Annotated in this window: 16 protein-coding genes; 3 read left to right on the plus strand and 13 right to left on the minus strand. The window is 73.3% G+C overall.

Translation table 11 applies throughout. The annotated features are described in order from the left end of the window. Positions 1–22 precede the first annotated feature (22 nt). The 11 genes from ACO229_RS11880 to ACO229_RS11930 form a co-directional block, all read right to left on the minus strand. On the minus strand, positions 23–703 hold the full coding sequence (locus ACO229_RS11880) for a DNA-3-methyladenine glycosylase (protein ID WP_423465056.1): 681 nt from the start codon (positions 701–703) through the stop codon (positions 23–25). A gap of 141 nt (positions 704–844) precedes the next feature. Continuing rightward, entirely contained in the window at positions 845–1,396 is a 552-nt protein-coding gene (locus ACO229_RS11885; protein WP_423465057.1) for a uridine kinase family protein, read from the minus strand. Between the two features lie 50 nt (positions 1,397–1,446). Beyond that, positions 1,447–2,874 (minus strand): argininosuccinate lyase, encoded by a 1,428-nt coding sequence (gene argH, locus ACO229_RS11890; RefSeq protein WP_423465295.1) that lies wholly within the window; start codon positions 2,872–2,874, stop codon positions 1,447–1,449. A 41-nt stretch (positions 2,875–2,915) separates the two neighbouring features. Then, positions 2,916–4,163: an argininosuccinate synthase gene (locus ACO229_RS11895; protein ID WP_397418598.1), complete on the minus strand. Its 1,248-nt coding sequence runs from the start codon at positions 4,161–4,163 to the stop codon at positions 2,916–2,918. 52 nt (positions 4,164–4,215) lie between these two features. Next, on the minus strand, positions 4,216–4,725 hold the full coding sequence (locus tag ACO229_RS11900) for an arginine repressor (protein WP_397418596.1): 510 nt from the start codon (positions 4,723–4,725) through the stop codon (positions 4,216–4,218). Continuing rightward, complete coding sequence (gene argF, locus ACO229_RS11905; protein WP_397432507.1) at positions 4,725–5,654, minus strand: ornithine carbamoyltransferase; 930 nt, start codon at positions 5,652–5,654, stop codon at positions 4,725–4,727. Before argF ends, ACO229_RS11900 begins: the two co-directional genes overlap by 1 nt. Further along, positions 5,651–6,943: an acetylornithine transaminase gene (locus ACO229_RS11910; protein ID WP_397418592.1), complete on the minus strand. Its 1,293-nt coding sequence runs from the start codon at positions 6,941–6,943 to the stop codon at positions 5,651–5,653. Before ACO229_RS11910 ends, argF begins: the two co-directional genes overlap by 4 nt. Beyond that, the gene (gene argB / locus ACO229_RS11915) at positions 6,940–7,863 is read right to left on the minus strand and encodes an acetylglutamate kinase (RefSeq protein WP_397418590.1); all 924 of its coding nucleotides are present in this window, start codon (positions 7,861–7,863) and stop codon (positions 6,940–6,942) included. The genes ACO229_RS11910 and argB overlap by 4 nt, the downstream gene beginning before the upstream one ends. Next, positions 7,860–9,080: a bifunctional glutamate N-acetyltransferase/amino-acid acetyltransferase ArgJ gene (gene argJ / locus ACO229_RS11920; protein WP_423465058.1), complete on the minus strand. Its 1,221-nt coding sequence runs from the start codon at positions 9,078–9,080 to the stop codon at positions 7,860–7,862. Before argJ ends, argB begins: the two co-directional genes overlap by 4 nt. Beyond that, positions 9,077–10,159: an N-acetyl-gamma-glutamyl-phosphate reductase gene (argC, locus tag ACO229_RS11925; RefSeq protein WP_423465059.1), complete on the minus strand. Its 1,083-nt coding sequence runs from the start codon at positions 10,157–10,159 to the stop codon at positions 9,077–9,079. Before argC ends, argJ begins: the two co-directional genes overlap by 4 nt. Before the next feature lie 53 nt (positions 10,160–10,212). After that, positions 10,213–10,713, minus strand: a complete 501-nt coding sequence (locus tag ACO229_RS11930) for a GNAT family N-acetyltransferase (RefSeq protein ID WP_423465060.1) — start codon at positions 10,711–10,713, stop codon at positions 10,213–10,215. A 45-nt stretch (positions 10,714–10,758) separates the two neighbouring features. On the opposite strand from ACO229_RS11930, the gene ACO229_RS11935 reads away from it, so the two are divergent. The 3 genes from ACO229_RS11935 to ACO229_RS11945 all read left to right on the plus strand — a co-directional run bounded on the left by ACO229_RS11935 (position 10,759) and on the right by ACO229_RS11945 (position 14,925). After that, a complete protein-coding gene (locus ACO229_RS11935) occupies positions 10,759–11,742 on the plus strand; it encodes a quinone oxidoreductase family protein (RefSeq protein ID WP_397432501.1) in 984 nt (327 codons plus the stop codon). Between the two features lie 820 nt (positions 11,743–12,562). Next, the gene (locus ACO229_RS11940; RefSeq protein WP_423465061.1) at positions 12,563–14,050 is read left to right on the plus strand and encodes a family 43 glycosylhydrolase; all 1,488 of its coding nucleotides are present in this window, start codon (positions 12,563–12,565) and stop codon (positions 14,048–14,050) included. 116 nt (positions 14,051–14,166) lie between these two features. Then, positions 14,167–14,925: a methyltransferase domain-containing protein gene (locus ACO229_RS11945; protein WP_423465062.1), complete on the plus strand. Its 759-nt coding sequence runs from the start codon at positions 14,167–14,169 to the stop codon at positions 14,923–14,925. On the opposite strand, the gene ACO229_RS11950 is transcribed toward ACO229_RS11945, so the two are convergent. Next, entirely contained in the window at positions 14,871–16,781 is a 1,911-nt protein-coding gene (locus tag ACO229_RS11950) for a glycoside hydrolase family 15 protein (protein WP_423465063.1), read from the minus strand. The genes ACO229_RS11945 and ACO229_RS11950 overlap by 55 nt on opposite strands. 58 nt (positions 16,782–16,839) lie before the next feature. Beyond that, positions 16,840–18,108, minus strand: coding sequence for a hypothetical protein (locus ACO229_RS11955; RefSeq protein ID WP_423465064.1), 1,269 nt, complete (start codon positions 18,106–18,108; stop codon positions 16,840–16,842). Positions 18,109–18,169 lie beyond the last annotated feature (61 nt).

Raw genomic sequence — 18,169 nt, forward strand, 5'->3', positions numbered from 1 at the left:
CTAGGCATAGGAGTCCTAGGCCCTATCGTCGGGGTGCCGCCCGGCGCCGTGGTGCCGCGGCCCGGTAGGGCGACACCGTCGGCTCGTCGTCGAGCCAGTAGCGCCACGGGTACAGGTCCGCACGGCCGCCGTCGCCGCTCACCCCCACCCGGGGCCCGGACAGCACCGTGCGGGTCGGCACCGCGCCCGAGCCCTCGGTGCCCGGCACCGGTACCGAGAGCACGACCGCGCCCTCCGGGTCGGTGACATCGGCGCCGTCGTCGGCCAGGTCGAGCGCCAGTGCCACCGCGAGGCGTGCGGGGCCGCGGGCCAGGTCGCGATCGGTCCGGGCCACGCCGCCGGCGAGCCGGCGCGCTCGGGCGAGCGCGACGCCGTCGGGCCCGGGTCCCGTGACCTCCCCCGCGCGCAACAGCACCGCGGACGCCGTGCCCGCCGGCCCGCAGACGACGTTGGCGCAGTGGTGCAGGCCCAGGTGCCGGTACATGTACAGGCGGCCGGGCTCGCCGAACATCGTGGCGTTGCGCCTGGTCGGGCCGCGGAAGGCGTGCGAGCCGGGATCGGTGGGGCCGTCGTAGGCCTCCACCTCGGTGATGCGCAGCGTCACCGTGCCCTCGGCCGTGCGCCGGCTCAGGGTGGCGCCCAGCAGGTCGCGGGCGACATCGACCACGGGGCGGACGAAGAACTCGCGGGACGGGACGGTCATGGGGTGATCACTCGGGTGGCTCCTGGGCTGTCGGATCAAGGTGGCCCGCGGGGGTGGGTTGCTGGCGGTAGACATTGTCTACTGTCAGCAACCCACCCCCGCGGGCCACCTTCTCTCACCGCACGATCGGACGCCTCCTGCTCACACCGGCCGGCCGAAACCGTCCAGCCGCAGGTCTGCCCGCTCCCGCGTGCCCTCCCGCGCGTAGTGCTCCGCCTCGTCCGCCATCCAGCGCAGCCAGTGCTCGCGCGCGGCGGCGCCGTCGCGCTCCAGCCCGCGGCGCAGCCGCTCGGCGTCGTCCGCCTCGACCCAGACGCGGAACGCGCCCAGCGCGTCCACCTGGCGCGCGCCCGCGCCACAGCCCTCCACCACGAGGTGGGCCGACGGCGGCACGTCGTGCCACTCGGCCCAGGCGTCCGCCACCCAGTCGTAGCGCCGGTACCGGACCCGCTCCCCCGCGGCCAGCGGGTCCAGCACCCAGCGGCGGAGGTTCGCTGCGCCGCCGTCGGGGCCGGCGGCCCAGCCCTCGTAGAGGTCGTCCATGTGGATCACCGGGGCCTCCAGCGCGTCGCCGAGCTGCGCGGCCAGGGTCGTCTTGCCGGACCCGGCCGGACCGTCGACGACGACGAGCCGCGCGTCAGCGTCCCGCACCTGCTCGAGCAGGTCCCCCAGCACACCAGGCGATACGGTCATCCACCCTCCTGACATCGGTGCACCACCGGCACGAACCGCCGGCGGACGGGCTACTTCGGCTCCGCCCAGAAGCGGAACTCCGTCGAGCGTTCCTTCGCCGCCTCGATCTGCTCCGCGACCCGCACCGGGGCGGTACCGCCCACGCCGTCACGCGAGGCGAGCGAGCCCTCGACCGAGAGCACCGTGCGCACCTCGGGGGTGAGGTGCTCCGAGATCTTGGCGAGGTCCTCGTCGGACAGGTCCCACAGCTCGATGCCACGCGCCTCGCACTCCTGCACGCAGGCCCCGGCCACCTCGTGCGCCACGCGGAAGGGCACACCCTGGCGCACGAGCCACTCGGCGATATCGGTGGCGAGCGAGAAGCCCTGCGGGGCGAGCTCGGCCATGCGGTCGGTGTCGAACACCATGGTGCGCACCATCCCCGAGAACGCCGGGAGCACCGTCGTCAGCGTCGCCACCTGGTCGAACACCGGCTCCTTGTCCTCCTGCAGGTCGCGGTTGTACGCGAGCGGGAGGCCCTTGAGCGTGGTGAGCAGGCCGGTGAGGTCACCGATCACGCGTCCGGCCTTGCCGCGCGCGAGCTCGGCGATGTCCGGGTTCTTCTTCTGCGGCATGATCGAGGAGCCCGTGGACCAGGCGTCGTCCAGGCGGACGAACCCGAACTCCTTGGTGTTCCAGAGGATGATCTCCTCCGCGATGCGCGACAGGTCCACGGCGATCATCGCCGCCACGAACGCGAACTCCGCCGCCACGTCCCGCGAGGCCGTGCCGTCGATCGAGTTCTCGACCGGTCCGCCCTCCAGGCCCAGGTCGGCGGCCACGGCCGCCGGGTCCAGGCCGAGCGACGAGCCCGCCAGCGCACCCGAGCCGTAGGGCGACGTCGAGGCACGCACGTCCCAGTCCAGGAACCGGTCGACGTCGCGCAGCAGCGGCCAGGCGTGCGCCAGCAGGTGGTGCGCCAGCAGCACGGGCTGGGCGTGCTGCAGGTGGGTGCGCCCCGGCATGGGGGCGTCGCCCGCGGCGACGGCCTGCGTGATGAGCTCGTCCACGAGGTCGAGCACCTGCGCCCCGATGGTGCGGGCCTGGTCGCGCAGGTAGAGCCGCACCAGCGTGGCGATCTGGTCGTTGCGGGACCGGCCGGCGCGCAGCTTGCCGCCCAGCTCGTCCCCGGCGCGCTCCAGCAGGCCGCGCTCCAGGGCGGTGTGCACGTCCTCGTCGTCCAGCACCGGCAGGAACGCGCCCGAGGCGACATCCTGCTCCAGCACGTCCAGCGCGTCGATCATCCGGGCGAGCTCCGGCTCGGTGAGCAGGCCCGCGCCCGCCAGGACGCGGGCGTGCGCCCGCGACCCGGCGATGTCGTAGGGCGCGAGCCGCCAGTCGAAGTGGGTGGACTGGGACAGCGCCGCGAGCTCCGGCGAGGGGCCGCCGGCGAACCGGCCGCCCCAGAGGGCCACCTTCTCGCCGCTGCGGCCCTCCACGGTGCCGGACCCGTGCGCGGCGACGTCCTTGCCGTCGTCGCTCACAGCGCGCCCGTGCTCAGGTTCGCCGGGGCGCCCAGGTCCACGCCGTTGCCGAACTTCTCGTCGCGCGCGGCGGCGAGCTTCGCCGTCAGGCCGTAGATCTCGATGAAGCCGCGGGCCTGCGACTGGTCGAACGAGTCGCCCTCGTCGTAGGTGGCGAGGTTGAAGTCGTACAGCGACTGCTCCGACCGGCGGCCGGTGACCGTCGCCCTGCCGCCGTGCAGCACCATGCGGATGTCGCCCGAGACGTACTTCTGGGTGTCGTCGATGAACACGTCGAGCGACTTCTTCAGCGGCGAGAACCACATGCCGTCGTAGACCAGCTCGCTCCAGCGCTGCTCGACCTGGCGCTTGAACCGGGCCTGCTCCCGCTCGATCGTCACGTTCTCCAGCTCCTGGTGCGCCGCGATCAGCGCGATGGCACCGGGGGCCTCGTAGATCTCGCGGGACTTGATGCCCACCAGGCGGTCCTCGACGATGTCGATCCGGCCCACGCCCTGCGCACCGGCGCGGCGGTTCATCTCCTGGATGGCCTGCAGCGGGGTGACGGCCACGCCGTCGATCGCCACCGGGACGCCCTGCTCGAACGTGATGATGACCTCGTCCGCCACCGGCGGGAACGTCGGGTCGTCGGTGTAGGAGTAGACGTCCTTGGTGGGCTCGTTCCAGATGTCCTCGAGGAAGCCCGTCTCCACGGCGCGGCCCCACACGTTCTGGTCGATCGAGAACGGGTTCTTCTTCGTGGTCGCGATGGGCAGGTCGTGCTTCTCGGCGTAGTCGATGGCCTTCTCGCGGGTCAGGGCCAGGTCGCGCACGGGCGCGATCGACTTGAGGTCCGGGGCCAGCGAGGTGGTGGCCACCTCGAACCGCACCTGGTCGTTGCCCTTGCCGGTGCAGCCGTGCGCCACGGTGGTGGCACCGAACTGGCGGGCCGCGCGCACCAGGTGCTTGACGATCACGGGCCGCGAGATAGCCGAGACCAGCGGGTAGCGGTCGAGGTACATGCCGTTGGCCCGCAGCGCGGGCATGCAGTACTCGGCGGCGAACTCGTCCCGCGCGTCGGCGACGTACGCCTCGACGGCGCCGCAGTCCAGGGCACGCTTGCGGATGACGTTCATGTCCTCGCCACCCTGGCCGACGTCGACGGCCACGGCGACCACCTCGGCCCCGGTGGCCTCGGCGATCCAGCCGATGGCGACGGAGGTGTCCAGGCCGCCCGAGTAGGCGAGCACGACGCGTTCAGTCATGATTGACGTTCTCTTTCCGGTGGTGGTGTTCAGGTGCGATTGTGGTGTGTCGTCAGGCGCTGAGCGCGAGGAAGCGCTCCGCCAGCGCGGACCCGTCGGCATCGCGCGCGATGACGAGGATGGTGTCGTCCCCCGCGATGGTCCCGAGCATCCCGGGGAACACGGAGTGGTCGATGGCCGAGGCCAGCAGGTTGGCGGCCCCCGGCGGCGTGCGGAGCACGACGAGGTTGCCCGACGACTCGGCCGAGACCAGCAGCTCCTTGGCGAGCCGGGCCAGCCGGGCGGACAGGTACTCCTCGCTCGCGTCCGACTGGGCGCTGCGGTCGCCGCCCTCGCCCGGCACGGCGTAGACGAGCGAACCGTCCGAGCCGCGCACCTTCTCGGCCTGGAGCTCGATGAGGTCGCGCGACAGCGTGCCCTGGGTGACGCTCACGCCGTCGGCCGCCAGGGCGTCGGCGAGCTCGGCCTGGGAGTGGATCGCGCTGCGGCTGACCACCTCCTTGATCCGGGCGTGCCGGGCCGCCTTGGTGGTGGCGGTCGTCGCCGTCTGCCGCACGGCCATCAGTCCTGCTCCAGCAGCCAGGTCAGCAGCGCCTTCTGCGCGTGCAGGCGGTTCTCGGCCTCGTCGAAGACCACGGACTGCGGGCCGTCGATCACCTCGGCGGTGATCTCCTTGCCGCGGTAGGCCGGCAGGCAGTGCAGCACCAGCGCGTCCGGGGCGGCCAGGGCGAGCAGCTCGGCGTTCACCTGGTAGTCCCAGAACGGCTTGGCCCGCTCCTCGGCCTGCGCCTCGTCACCCATCGACACCCAGGTGTCGGTGGCCACGACGTCGGCCCCGGCCACGGCCTCCTTGGCCGACGTCGTCACGGTCACCGAGCCGCCCGTCGTCGCGGCGATCTCGTGCGCCCGGGCGACCACCGCGGCGTCGGGCAGGTAGCCCTCGGGCCCCGCGATGCGCACGTGCAGGCCCGCCGTGACGCCCCCGAGCAGGTACGAGCTGCCCATGTTGTTGGCGGCGTCGCCCACGTAGGCGAAGGTGGTGCCCGGCAGGGCGTCCAGCCCGCGGTGCTGCGCGATCGTGAGCAGGTCCGCGAGGATCTGGCACGGGTGGAACTGGTCGGTGAGGGCATTGACCACCGGCACGCGCGAGACGGACGCCATCTCCTCGATGCGGTCCTGACCGAACGTGCGCCAGGCGATCGCGGAGACCTGGCGGTCCAGCACCCGGGTGGTGTCGGCGACCGACTCGCGCACCCCGATCTGCGCGAGGTTGCCGTCCACCACCAGCGGGAAGCCGCCGAGCTCGGCGATCCCCGCCGCGAACGACACCTGGGTGCGCAGCGTGGGCTTGTCGGTGATGAACGCGACGGCGCGCGGGCCCTCCAGCGGCCGGCGGGCGTACCGGTCGGCGCGCAGGGCGAGGCCCAGCTCCAGGACGGCCTTCTGCTCTGCGGGCGTCAGGTCGTCGTCGCGCAGGAAGTGGCGGGTCATGCGAGGTCCTCCGTGGACGTGACGGGCGCGAGCGAGGCGAAGAAGCGCGCGGCCTCCGTGGCCTGCTCCGGGGTGAGGATCAGCGGCGGGGCGAGGCGGATCGCGTCGGGCGCCACCGCGTTGACGATGAGCCCGGCCTCCAGCGCGGCCGCGGCCACCTGCGGCGCGACCGGCTCGTTGAGCACGACGGCGAGCAGCAGCCCACGCCCGCGGACCTCCTTGACCAGCGGGCCGCCGGCCATCTCGATCTCCTGGCGCAGCAGCGCACCGACCTCGCGCACGTTGGTCAGCAGGCCGTCCCGCTCGATCACGCCGAGCGTCGCGAGCGCCGCGGCCGCGGCCACGGGGTTGCCGCCGAAGGTGCTGCCGTGCTGACCGCGGCCGAGCAGGCGGGCGGCGTCGCCGTAGGCGATCACGGCGCCCACGGGGAAGCCGCCGCCGAGACCCTTGGCGACCGTGACGACGTCCGGCACGATGCCGCCGCCGATCTCCGGCTGCTGGTAGGCGAACCACGAGCCGCACCGGCCCACGCCGGTCTGCACCTCGTCCAGCACGAGCAGCGCGCCGTGCGTCCTGGTCAGGCGGCGTGCGGCCGCGAGGTAGCCCGGCGGCAGCGGCCGTACGCCGGCCTCGCCCTGCACGGGCTCGACCACCAGTGCCGCGACCTCGCCGCGCTCGGCGATCGCCTGCGGCGTGAACGCCGCGTCCAGGGCGCTCAGGTCCCCGAACGGCAGGTGCTCGACACCGCCGGGCAGCGGCTCGAACGGCTCGCGGTAGGCGGCCTTGGCCGTCAGCGCCAGGGCGCCCATGGACCGGCCGTGGAAGCCGCCCTCCAGGGCGAGCACGCGCGTGCGCGTGCCCACGCCGGACGACGCCGCCACCCGCCGCGTCATCTTGAACGCCGCCTCGACGGCCTCGGTGCCGGAGTTGGTGAGGAACACGCGGGAGCCGTCCGGCGCCTCGGCGATCCGCAGCAGGGTCTCCGCCAGCGCGATCTGGGCGGGCGTGCCGAAGAAGTTGGAGACGTGGCCCAGCGTGCCGAGCTGCGCGCTGATCGCCGCCGTCAGCGTCGGGTGCGCGTGGCCGAGCGCGTTGACCGCGATGCCCGCGAGCAGGTCGAGGTAGCGCTTGCCGTCGGCGTCCCACACGTAGGCGCCCTCGCCGCGCACGAGCACGCGCTGCGGCGGGCCGAACGTGTCCATGACGGCGCCGGTGTAGCGCTCGGTCCACGCGGCGACGGAGCCCTCTGCCGCCAGTGCCGAACCCTCGGTGGGGACGAGCGTGCTCATGCCGTGACACCTTCCTCTGCGGCCGGGGCCGGCACGACCATCGTGCCGTTGCCCCGCGTGGTGAAGACCTCCAGCAGCACGCTGTGCGGCTGCCGCCCGTCGATGACCGTCGCGGCGGGGACGCCGCCCTCGACCGCCCGCAGGCAGGCCTCCATCTTGGGCACCATGCCGGCCTCCAGGCTCGGCAGGAGGGCCGACAGCTCGGGCGCCGCGATGCGCTGCACCAGCGACCCCTTGTCGGGCCACGCCGTGTAGAGGCCCTCGACGTCGGTCAGGACGATGAGCTTCTTGGCGCCCAGGGCCACCGCGAGCGCCGAGGCCGCGGTGTCCGCGTTGACGTTGAGCACCTGGGTCGGGTCGTCCTTGTCGGGGGCGATCGTGGAGACGACGGGGATGCGCCCGGCCTCCAGCAGGTCCTCCACGGCGCGCGGGTCCACCTGGACGACGTCGCCCACGAGGCCCACGTCCACGGGCTCGCCCTGCACGACCGCGTGCCGGCGCTCGGCCCCGAGCAGGCCGCCGTCCTCCCCCGACAGTCCGACGGCGACGGGTCCGTGGGCGTTGATCAGGCCCACGAGCTCCCGGCTGACCTGCCCGGTCAGCACCATGCGGACCACCTCCATGGCCTCCGGCGTGGTGACGCGCAGGCCGCCCTTGAACTCCGAGGCGATGCCGAGCCGGTCCAGCATGGCGTTGATCTGCGGTCCCCCGCCGTGCACCACGACGGGCCGCAGGCCCACCTGCCGCAGGAACACCATGTCCTGCGCGAAGGCGGCCTTGAGCTCGGCGTCGACCATGGCGTTGCCGCCGTACTTGACCACGACGAGCGCACCGGAGAACTCCTGCAGCCACGGCAGGGCCTCGATGAGCACCTCGGCCTTCTGGTCGGGCCGCAGCCCGTTGACGACGTCGCTGCTCATGAGCTGTACGCGCTGTTCTCGTGGACGTAGTCGTGCGTGAGGTCGTTGGTCCAGAGCGTGACCTCGGCGGCCCCGGCGTGCAGGTCCACGGTGATGGTCACGTCCCGGGAGGCGGCCATGTCCACCTTCTCGCGCGGCTCGTACGCCCCGCCGGCCTTGCAGACCATGACGCCGTTGACGCTCACGTCGAGCTCGGTCGGGTCGTAGGGGGCGATCTCCTCGGGCACGGTGCCGACCTGCGACAGGATGCGGCCCCAGTTCGGGTCGTTGCCGAAGATCGCGGCCTTGACCAGGTTGGACCGGCTCACGGCGCGGGCCACGGCGAGCGCGGCGTCCTCCGTGGTGGCGTTCGTGACGGTGATGGCGATGTCGTGGGAGGCACCCTCGGCGTCCGCGACGAGCTGGCGGGCCAGGTCCGCGCAGACGGCCGTGACGGCCTCGGTGAGCACGTCGAGATCCGGTGCGACGCCGGAGGCGCCCGACGCCATGAGCACCACGGTGTCGGAGGTCGACATGGCACCGTCGGAGTCGACGCGGTCGAAGGTGACGCGCGTGGCGGCCCGCAGGGCGGCGTCCGCCTCGTCGGCCGGGACGACGGCGTCCGTGGTCACCACGCACAGCATGGTCGCCAGGGCGGGGGCCAGCATGCCGGCGCCCTTGGCCATGCCGCCCACGGTGAAGGTGCCCGCCGGCGTCTCGACGGTGCGCACCGCCGTCTTGGCGACGGTGTCGGTGGTCATGATGGCGGTGGCGGCGGCCTGCGCGCCTGCCGCATCGGCCGTGAGGGCACCGACGGCGACCGGGATGCCGGCCAGCAGCTTGTCCGCGGCGAGCCGCACGCCGATCAGGCCGGTCGAGCCGACCAGCACGTCGATGGCCCCGATCCCGAGCTCGCTCGCGACCTTCTCCGCGGTGGCGTGCGCGTCCTGGAACCCGCCCGGGCCGGTGCACACGTTGGCACCGCCCGAGTTGAGCACGACGGCGCGGGCGACGCCGTCCTTCACCGCCTGACGCGACCACATGACCGGCGCGCCGACCACGCGGTTGCTCGTGAACACCGCGGCCGCCGTGAACTCGGGGCCGTCGTTGACCACGAGGGCAAGGTCCGGGTTGCCGGACTCCTTGAGACCCGCCGTGACGCCGGCGGCACGGAAGCCGCGCGCCGCGGTGACTCCCCCGGCCGGGGTCGCTTCATCGGTCACGGCTCCATCGGTCACGGCGCGACTCCTTCGGTGATGAGGCCGGCGGTCTCCCGCAGGCCGAGGGCGAGGTTCATGGACTGGACGGCGGCACCCGCGGTCCCCTTGACCAGGTTGTCGATCGCCGTGACGGTGACCACCCGGCGGGCGGCCGCGTCGACGGCGACCTGCACCAGGGCGGTGTTGGCGCCGAGCGTCATCGCGGTGGACGGCCACTGGCCCTCGGGCAGCAGGTGCACGAACGGCTCGTCGGCGTACGCGGCCTCCCACACGGCCCGGACCTGCTCCGGGTCGGCGCCCTTCGCCAGCGGCGCGGTGGTGGTGGCGAGGATGCCGCGCGCCATCGGCACGAGGGTGGGCGTGAAGCTGATGCTCACCTCGGGGGCGCCGGCGGTCAGCAGGTTCTGCCGGATCTCCGGGATGTGCCGGTGCGTACCGCCCACGGCGTACGGCTGCGCGGAGCCGAGCGCCTCGCTCGCCAGGAGGTGCGGCTTGAGCGCCTTGCCCGCACCCGAGTAGCCGTTGGCCAGCACCGCGACGATGTCGGTGGGCTCGGCCACGCCCGCCGCGACGCCCGGCTGCAGGCCCAGGGTCACCGCGGTGACGTTGCAGCCCGGCACGGCGATCCGGCGCGCACCGGCCAGCTTGTCCCGCTGCCGCGCCACGGTGGCCAGGTCGGCACCGGGGGCCTCGGCACGGATCAGCTCCGGCATGCCGTACGGCCAGGTCCCCGCGTGCGTGGAGCCGTAGAACTGCTCCCACTCGCTCGCGGACTCCAGCCGGTGGTCGGCGCCCAGGTCGATGACCAGGACGTCGTCCGGGAGCTGCGCCGCCACCTGGCCGGACGCGCCGTGCGGCAGCGCGAGCACCACCACGTCGTGCCCCGCGAGCGTCTCCGGCGTGGTGGGCTCCAGGATGCGGTGCGCGAGGCCACGCAGGTGCGGCTGGACCTCACCGAGGCTCGACCCGGCGCTCGCGTGCGCCGTGAGCGTGCCGACCTCGACGAAGGGGTGGGCCGCCAGGAGGCGCAAGGTCTCCCCGCCCGCGTAGCCGGATGCGCCCGCGACGGCGACTCGGATGAGCTGGTTGCTGGACATATTCGGAACTATACATAGTTATGCAGCCGGGCGAAACCTGGTTCCGGGTCGGGTCATGCCTCCGCGAGCGGCAGGTACATCACGTGCAGACCCGTGTACCCGTGCGCGGGCGACCGGAACGCCCCGGGGACCGTCCCCACGATGCCGAACCCGAGGTCCTGCCACAGGTGCACCGCCGCCGCGTTCGACTCGACGACGGCGTTGAACTGGATGCCACGGAAGCCCTGCTCCCGGTGCCAGGCGATCACGTGCTCGCCCAGGGCGCGGCCCACCCCGCGCCCGCGCGCGGCGTCGGCCACCATGAACGACGCCGTGCCCACGTGGGCGCCGTTGCCCGGCCGGTTGGGGCCCATCTTGGCGGTGCCGAACACCTCGCCGTCCTCCTCGAGCACCACGGTGGCGCCCGGCGGGCGCTCGATCCAGTAGGAACGGGCGGTCTCCTCGTCGATGTCGACGGGGTAGGTGTAGGTCTCGCCCGCGCGGCACACGGCCTCGATGATCGGCCACACGGCGGGCCAGTCGGACTCGATGAAGGGGCGGATGTCTCGGCTCACCCGGCACAACCTACCCGCGGGCGGGGCGCTGGTTAGGCTCGGTGCATGCACGCAGTCGTAGCCCGTGAGGCGGGCGGCCCCGAGGTCCTGTCGTACACCGAGCTCCCCGACCCGACGCCGGGTCCCGGGCAGCTCCTGGTCCGCGTCGCCGCCGCAGGGGTGAACTTCATCGACACCTACCGCCGCGCCGGCGTGTACCCGATGCAGTACCCCCACGTGGTGGGCGCCGAGGGCGCGGGCACCGTGGAGGCGCTGGGCGACGGCGTCACGGGCTTCGCCGTCGGCGACCGCGTGGCCTGGCACGAAGGCCCCGGCTCGTACGCGGAGCTCGTCGCCGTCGACGCCGCGGGCGTGGTGCACGTGCCCGAGGGCCTGGACCTGACCCTCGCCGCCGCGCTGCCCCTGCAGGGCATCACGGCGCACTACCTGGTGCGGTCCACGTTCGAGGTGCAGCCCGGGCACGACGTGCTGCTGCACGCGGGCGCGGGCGGCGTGGGCCTGCTGGCCACCCAGCTCGCCGTCGCGCGCGGCGGGCGGGTCCTGACCACGGTCTCCACCCCGGAGAAGGCGTCGCTGTCGTCGGCCGCCGGCGCCGCGCACACCATCGACTACGCCGCGATGTCCGACATCACCGCCGAGCTGCCCGCGGTGGTGCGCGAGCTGACCGACGGCCAGGGCGTGCACGTCGTGTACGACGGCGTGGGCGCCTCCACCTTCGAGGCGTCCCTGGCGTCCCTGCGCCCGCGCGGGATGCTCGTGCTGTTCGGCGGCTCGTCCGGCCAGGTGCCGCCGTTCGACCCGCAGCGCCTCAACAAGGGCGGCTCCCTCTACCTCACGCGACCGACGATCGCGCACTACGCCCTCACGCGCGCCGAGCTCGAGTGGCGCACGTCCGAGGTGCTGGGAGCGGCGGCGTCGGGTGACCTGGACGTGCGCGTGGGGGCGACCTACGCGCTGTCCGACGCGGCCGAGGCACACACGGCACTGGAGGGACGGGCGACGACGGGCAAGGTGCTGCTGGTGCCCTGAGCCCGGCGCGCCCGGACCGTGTGGGGCGGGCATGTGGGCTGCGGTTCGGAGCTAGGGTCGGTGTCGGCAGTAGTGCGGGGGTCGGCGGCTTGCGCTGAAGTCGGCAGATTGGGTCGGCGCGATCGGCGTCGGCGGCAGTGCCGGGGCGGCGGCCGGGTCGAGGTCGGCAGATTGGGTCGGCGTGATCGGCGCCGGCAGTGCCGGGGCGGCGGCCGGGTTGAGGTCGGCAGATTGGGTCGGCGCGATCGGCGCCGGCAGTGCCGGGGCGGCAGCCGGGTCGAGGTCGGCAGCTTGCGTCGGCGCGATCGGCGTCGCCGGCACTGCCGGGGCGGCAGCCGGGTCGAGGTCGGCAGCTTGCGTCGGCGCGATCGGCGCCGGCAGCACTGCCGGGGCGGCGGCCGGGTTGAGGCCGGCGACTCGCGTCGAGGTCGGCAGCTTGCCTCGAGGACGGCAGTTTGCCTCGAGGTCGGTACAGGCCTGTGCCGACCTCGAGGCAAACTGCCGACTCCGCGCTGCAAACTGCCGACCGCGGGCAAGGCCGCCACCCAGTCGCCACCCGGTCACCGCCCGGCGACCGGACCGCCGCCGGGCGGTCGCCACCCAGTCGCCACGCCACCCAGCCGCCGCCCGGTCGCCACCCCGCCACCGGACAGTCGCCGGACGGCACCGGGAAGCGACCCGCACGGATCTGCCGCAGCACGAGGGCTCGAACCGATCCAACGTTGGACCTCAGGACCCCCGACACACCCACAGGGCTTTACAGGGATCCGCGCGATGGCGACAATTCACCCGTCCATCCGTTCCAGCTCGGAGGTTCAACGTGGTACTTCCCCGCTTCTCCCGTGCCCTCGCCGCCGGGGCCGCCGTCGCCGCGCTGGCGCTCACCGGCCTCACGACCGGCTCGGCCGCCGCAGCACCCACCGTCACACCTGGCGCCGTACCTCCCACAGCACTCACCACAGCACTCACCACAGCACCCGCCACAGCACCCGCCACAGCACCCGCGGCCGGACCGGCGAGCACGCCGGCGGGCGCGTCGCCGGCCGACGACGTCTCCGCGCAGGCGACCGTGAGCCCGAGCCTCGTGCTCGACCGGGACTTCCCCGACCCCGACGTGTCGAAGTTCGGGGACACCTACTACGCCTACGCGACCAACCAGGGCAAGAACCTGCCCTGGGCCACGGCGTCCGACCCGGACGGCCCGTGGACCTTCCAGTCCACGGACGCCCTGCCGACGCTCGGCGCCTGGGCCCAGACGGGCCGCACCTGGGCGCCGGACGTCTCCCGCCGCGCCGACGGCCGCTACCTGCTGTACTACACGGCCTGGCACGCGGCGTCCGGCCGGCAGTGCATCGGCGCCGCGCTGGCCGACTCCCCCGGCGGACCGTTCGCACCCGTCGGCACCGAGCCGCTGATCTGCCCGCTGGACGCGGGCGGCGCCATCGACGCGTCCAGCTTCACCGACACGGACGGCACCCGGTACCTGGTCTGGAAGAACGACGGCAACGCCATCGGCGCCACCACCTGGATCCACGTGCAGCGTGTCGCAGCGGACGGCATCACCTTCCAGGGCGGCGCCACCCAGGTGCTGCGCAACGACCGGGCCGACGAGGCGGGCATCATCGAGGCGCCTGTCATCACGAAGGTCAACGGCAAGTACGTGCTGTTCTACTCCGCCGGGCCCTACTCGACCAACAGCTACGGCACGAACTACGCCGTCGCGAGCTCGATCACCGGCCCGTACACCAAGGCGTACCGGTTCCTCATGACCACCGAGTCGCTCGACGGCGCGGTCAGCGGGCCCGGCGGGGCCGACGTGCTGCGCGACGCCGGCGGCGACAAGCTGATCTTCCACGGGCACCGGGACGCGGGCGGACGCGGCATGTACGTCGCGGACCTGGGCTGGGCGGGCGAGTACCCGGTGGTGCGGGGCAGCCGGGTGCGCTACGAGGCCGAGCGCGGCACCCTGAACAGCTGCTCGGTGCGCGAGAACGCGGCGGGCGCCTCGGACGGCAAGGTCGTGGCGTACATCGACCACGCCGACAGCTGGGTCGACGTCGGCGCGATCTACGTGCCCACCAGCGGCAGCTACACGCTGCACGTCGGGTACGCGAACGGGTCGGCCGTGACGGCGTCGCACACGGTCACCGTGAACGGCGCCGCGGCCGGGTCGATCAGCTACCCGGTGACCGGCTGGGACACCTGGCGCCAGGTCTCGAAGGACATCACGCTCCAGGCGGGCTGGAACACGATCCGCCTGGGCAGGGGCACCGCCTTCACGGAGCTCGACTACATCGAGGTGGCCTAGCCCCGCCTGACATGACACCGTGACACGGGCCCCGGGGACGCTCCCCCGGGGCCCGTGCCGTTCGCGCCGGGCATGAGGTATCTTGATGTCAAGATACTCGACGACGAGGAGTTGTGATGCCCGACTGGAACCCCGGCGCCTACCTGCAGTACACGGACGAGCGGTCCCGGCCGTTCACGGAACTGGTCGCCCGGGTGCCCGGCTCCCCCGCCACCGTCGTCGACCTGGGCTGCGGTCCCGGGCACCTCACCGCCGTCCTGCGCGCACGCTGGCCACGAGCCCGGGTGACGGGCGTGGACGCCTCCCCGGCCATGATCGAGCGGGCACGCGCCGCCGACCCGGCCACCGAGTACGTGCTCGCCGATCTCAGCACGGACACGCACACCGCCGACCTCGTCATCAGCAACGCCGCGCTCCAGTGGGTACCCGGCCACCGCGAGCTGCTGCCGGCGCTCGCCGACCGGGCCGCGCAGACGTTCGCCTTCCAGGTGCCGGGCAACCACGACGCGCCGAGCCACGTGCTGCTGCGGGAGGTCGCCGCCCGTGCGCCGTACGCCGACGTCGTCGGGCCGGTCGAGCGGCGGGCCACCGCCGACCCGGCCGGGTACCTGGAGATCCTGGCCCGGCCGGGCTGGACCGTGGACACGTGGGAGACCACGTACACGCACGTGCTGCAGGGACCGGACCCGGTGCTCCGCTGGATCTCGGCGACCGGCGCGCAGCCCACCCTCCACGCCCTGGAGGCCGCGGACCCGGCGCTGCGCGCCCGGTTCGAGGAGGAGTTCGGCGCGGCGCTGCGCGCGGCCTACCCCGAGCACCCCTACGGCACGCCGCTCGCGTTCCGCCGGGTGTTCGCCGTCGCGACGCGCGGCTGAGCCGCGGCCTCCGCCACCGCCCGGCCGGTCAGCGGCGCGCCGGCGGCCACGCCCGCCTCCTCGTCCCGCACCGTCACGCCCTGGCTGAGCCGCAGGGCGCTGTTGACCAGGCCGAGATGGCTGAACGCCTGCGGCACGTTGCCGAGCTGACGGCCGGCAGTCACGTCGTACTCCTCACTGAGGAGGCCCAGGTCGTTGCGCAGCGTGAGCAGGCGCTCGAACAGCGCCACGGCCTCGTCACGCCGTCCGATCCCGTGCAGCGCGTCGACCAGCCAGAAGTTGCACACGAGAAACGTCGACTCGTCGCCCGGCAGCCCGTCCACCCGGTCGTCGGCGTCCGTGTCGTACCGGCGCAGGAGCCCGTCCTGACCCAGCTCGCGCTGCACCGCCTCGACGGTGCCGATCACGCGCGGGTCGTCCCAGGGCAGGAACCCGACCTGCCCGATGAGCAGCAGCGCCGCGTCGAGCCCGTCGGAACCGTAGAACTGCGTGAAGGTGTTGCGCACCGGGTCGAACCCGTGGGTGCACACCTCCGCATGGATCCGGTCCCGCGCCGCCCGCCACCGCTCGACCGGTTCGCCCGTCAGACCACCCTCCTCGACGGCGCGAACCGCGCGGTCGAACCCGACCCACGCCAGGACCCGCGAGTGCACGAACGCGCGCTGTGGTCCGCGCACCTCCCAGAGGCCGTTGTCCAGGTCGCCCCAGTGCTCCTCCAGGTGGTCGAGCAGCGCGCGCTGCAGCTGCCAGGCCTCCGAGTCGGTCTCCAGCCCGGCCTCGCGGGCGAGGTGGAGAGCCTCCAGCGTCTCGCCCCACACGTCGAGCTGGAGCTGGCCCACGGCGTCGTTGCCGATCCGGACCGGTGCCGAGCCCTCGTACCCGGGCAGCCAGCCGATCGTGTACTCGGGCAGACGCCGCCGGCCGTCGAGCCCGTACATGATCTGCAGGTCGGCGGGGTCCCCCGCGACCGCGCGCAGCAGCCACGCGCGCCACGCGCGTGCCTCGTCGAGGAACCCGGTCCCGACCAGCGCCTGCAGGGTGAACGCGGCGTCACGGAGCCAGCAGTACCGGTAGTCCCAGTTGCGGCTGCCGCCGATGTCCTCGGGCAGCGACGTCGTCACCGCGGCCGTGATGGCGCCCGTCGGGGCGTAGGTGAGCGCCTTCAGGGTGATCAGAGACCGGTGCACGGCGTCGGCCCACGGTCCGGAGTACGTGGACCCGGCGACCCACGACCGCCAGAAGTCCTCCGTCTCGGTCAGCGCCTCGTCGGCGTCCACCGGTTCCTTGGTGGGCAGGTGCGACGCGTGGTGGGTCAGCACGAACGGCACCCGCTCCCCCGGCCCCACCGTGAACCGCGCCCGCAGGACGGAGCCGTCGGCGACGCCGTCGTGCACCATGCGGACCGGGGTGTCGAGGCGGACCGAGTCCGGTCCGGCCACGGCGCGCAGCGCGGCGCCCTCCTCGGTGACCCAGGGCACCACGTGCCCGTAGTCGAACCGGAGGCGCAGCTCCGTGGTCACCGTGACCGTCCCGTGGACGCCCTCGACGATGCGCACGAGGTCGGCCTGCTCGCCGCGTGGCGGCATGAGGTCGATCACCCGGACCCGGCCCTCCGGCAGGTCCCACTCGGTCTCCAGCACCAGGGTGCCGTCCCGGTAGCCACGGCGCGTGCACTCGCCGCCCTGCTCCGGGCCGAGCCGCCACGAACCGTGGGTCTCGTCGCCGAGCAGCGCGGCGAAGCACGCCGGCGAGTCGAACCGGGGCAGGCACATCCAGTCGATGGACCCGTCCCTGCCGACCAGCGCCGCGGTCTGGAGATCGCCGACAATTCCGTAATCTTCGATTCGGAGCGTCATCGGTACCAGGTTAGGTTCGGCCCGGCGCCCCCACCACGGGACGCCGGGCCGGTGCGGGTCAGAACGACGAGGCGTCCATCGCGTACACCCACCGGTAGCCGGGATACTCGCCGAGCGACCAGAGGTAGTCGCGCGTCGGGTCGTACGACAGGTCCTCGGCACCCACGGTCAGGGCGTTCCCGTGCCGGACGATCGCGCCCGACGGCGCCACGAAGGTGTGCAGGTCACCGTCGGAGTTCGGGTCCGAGTGGTTCGAGCCGTCGCTCTGCGAGAAGAAGAACTCACCGTTGATCGCGGTGGAGCCCTGCACGCTCTCCAGGTCCGTCCGGTAGGCCTCGGTGGCCTTGATGATGCCGTCCGAGGCGGGCTTGAGGTACCGGTTCGTGTAGTCGATCGGCACCCGGATGGTGCGCACCTGGGCCCCCGCGGCGATGTCGTCCGCGCTGCGGTACTCGCTGACGACCACCGAGTCGGGCGAGCTGGTCCGGTCGAGCGAGACGGACGAGTGCTGCAGCTGCGCGTACCCGCCCACCGTCGAGTCGGTGAACTTCGCGGTCTGCGGCAGCACGTACTTGTAGTCGAACGCGTGGTAGGTGCCGTCGGACTGCCGGCCCACCGCCGACGACCGCCCCGTGGAGACCTGCCAGAGGTGGTCGAGGTCGAACACGCGGAAGCCACCGCTCGTGTCCGCGACGTAGAGCAGGTTGCCGTACCACATGATCCCGCCCGCGTGGACGTTCACCGGCTTGTACGACGGCGCGCTCGTGGTACCGCTCGGCTCGACCAGCAGGACGTGCCGGTAGGGCGGCGCCGACGTGCTCGCCGACAGGTCCGACACGCTGATGCGGACGCCCTTGTCGATCCCGTCCTCGGCGTGGTCGTACCAGCTCACGAGGTTGAGGCGCTTGCCGTCGTACGTGCCCTCGCCGTAGGCGTCGGAGCTGGTGGTGATGCCCTGCGGGTACCAGTCGCTGGTGTCCTGGTCGCCCGCGTTCCAGCAGTAGTAGGCGGTGCGGTTCGTCACCGACGGGGCGCTGTCGCAGCTCGGCGTGCGGTTGGCGTCGGCGGCCACCGCACCCATGGTCACGTTGGGCAGCGCCGCGTCGAGCGCGCCGACCAGGGCCGACGACGTCTGCGACAGCGTGTAGCGGAAGTTGCCCGCGGTGAGCGGCGTCGCGGCGGCCGCGACGGCGGTCTCGGCTGCGGTCTCGGCTGCGGTCTCGGCCTGCGGGGTGGACTGACGTGCGGTGGCCTGGCCCGCGGTGGCGAGCACGACGGCCAGCCCGAGGCTCGCGGCGATGAGTGCGGATCGACGGTGACGGCGCATGCTGGTCTCCTTGCACGAAGGGACGGTTGCCCGCACACCGTATGAAGCGGACATGCTCGCA

Origin of the sequence: Promicromonospora sp. MS192, from assembly GCF_049532985.1 — a bacterium.
Taxonomy (GTDB): domain Bacteria; phylum Actinomycetota; class Actinomycetes; order Actinomycetales; family Cellulomonadaceae; genus Promicromonospora.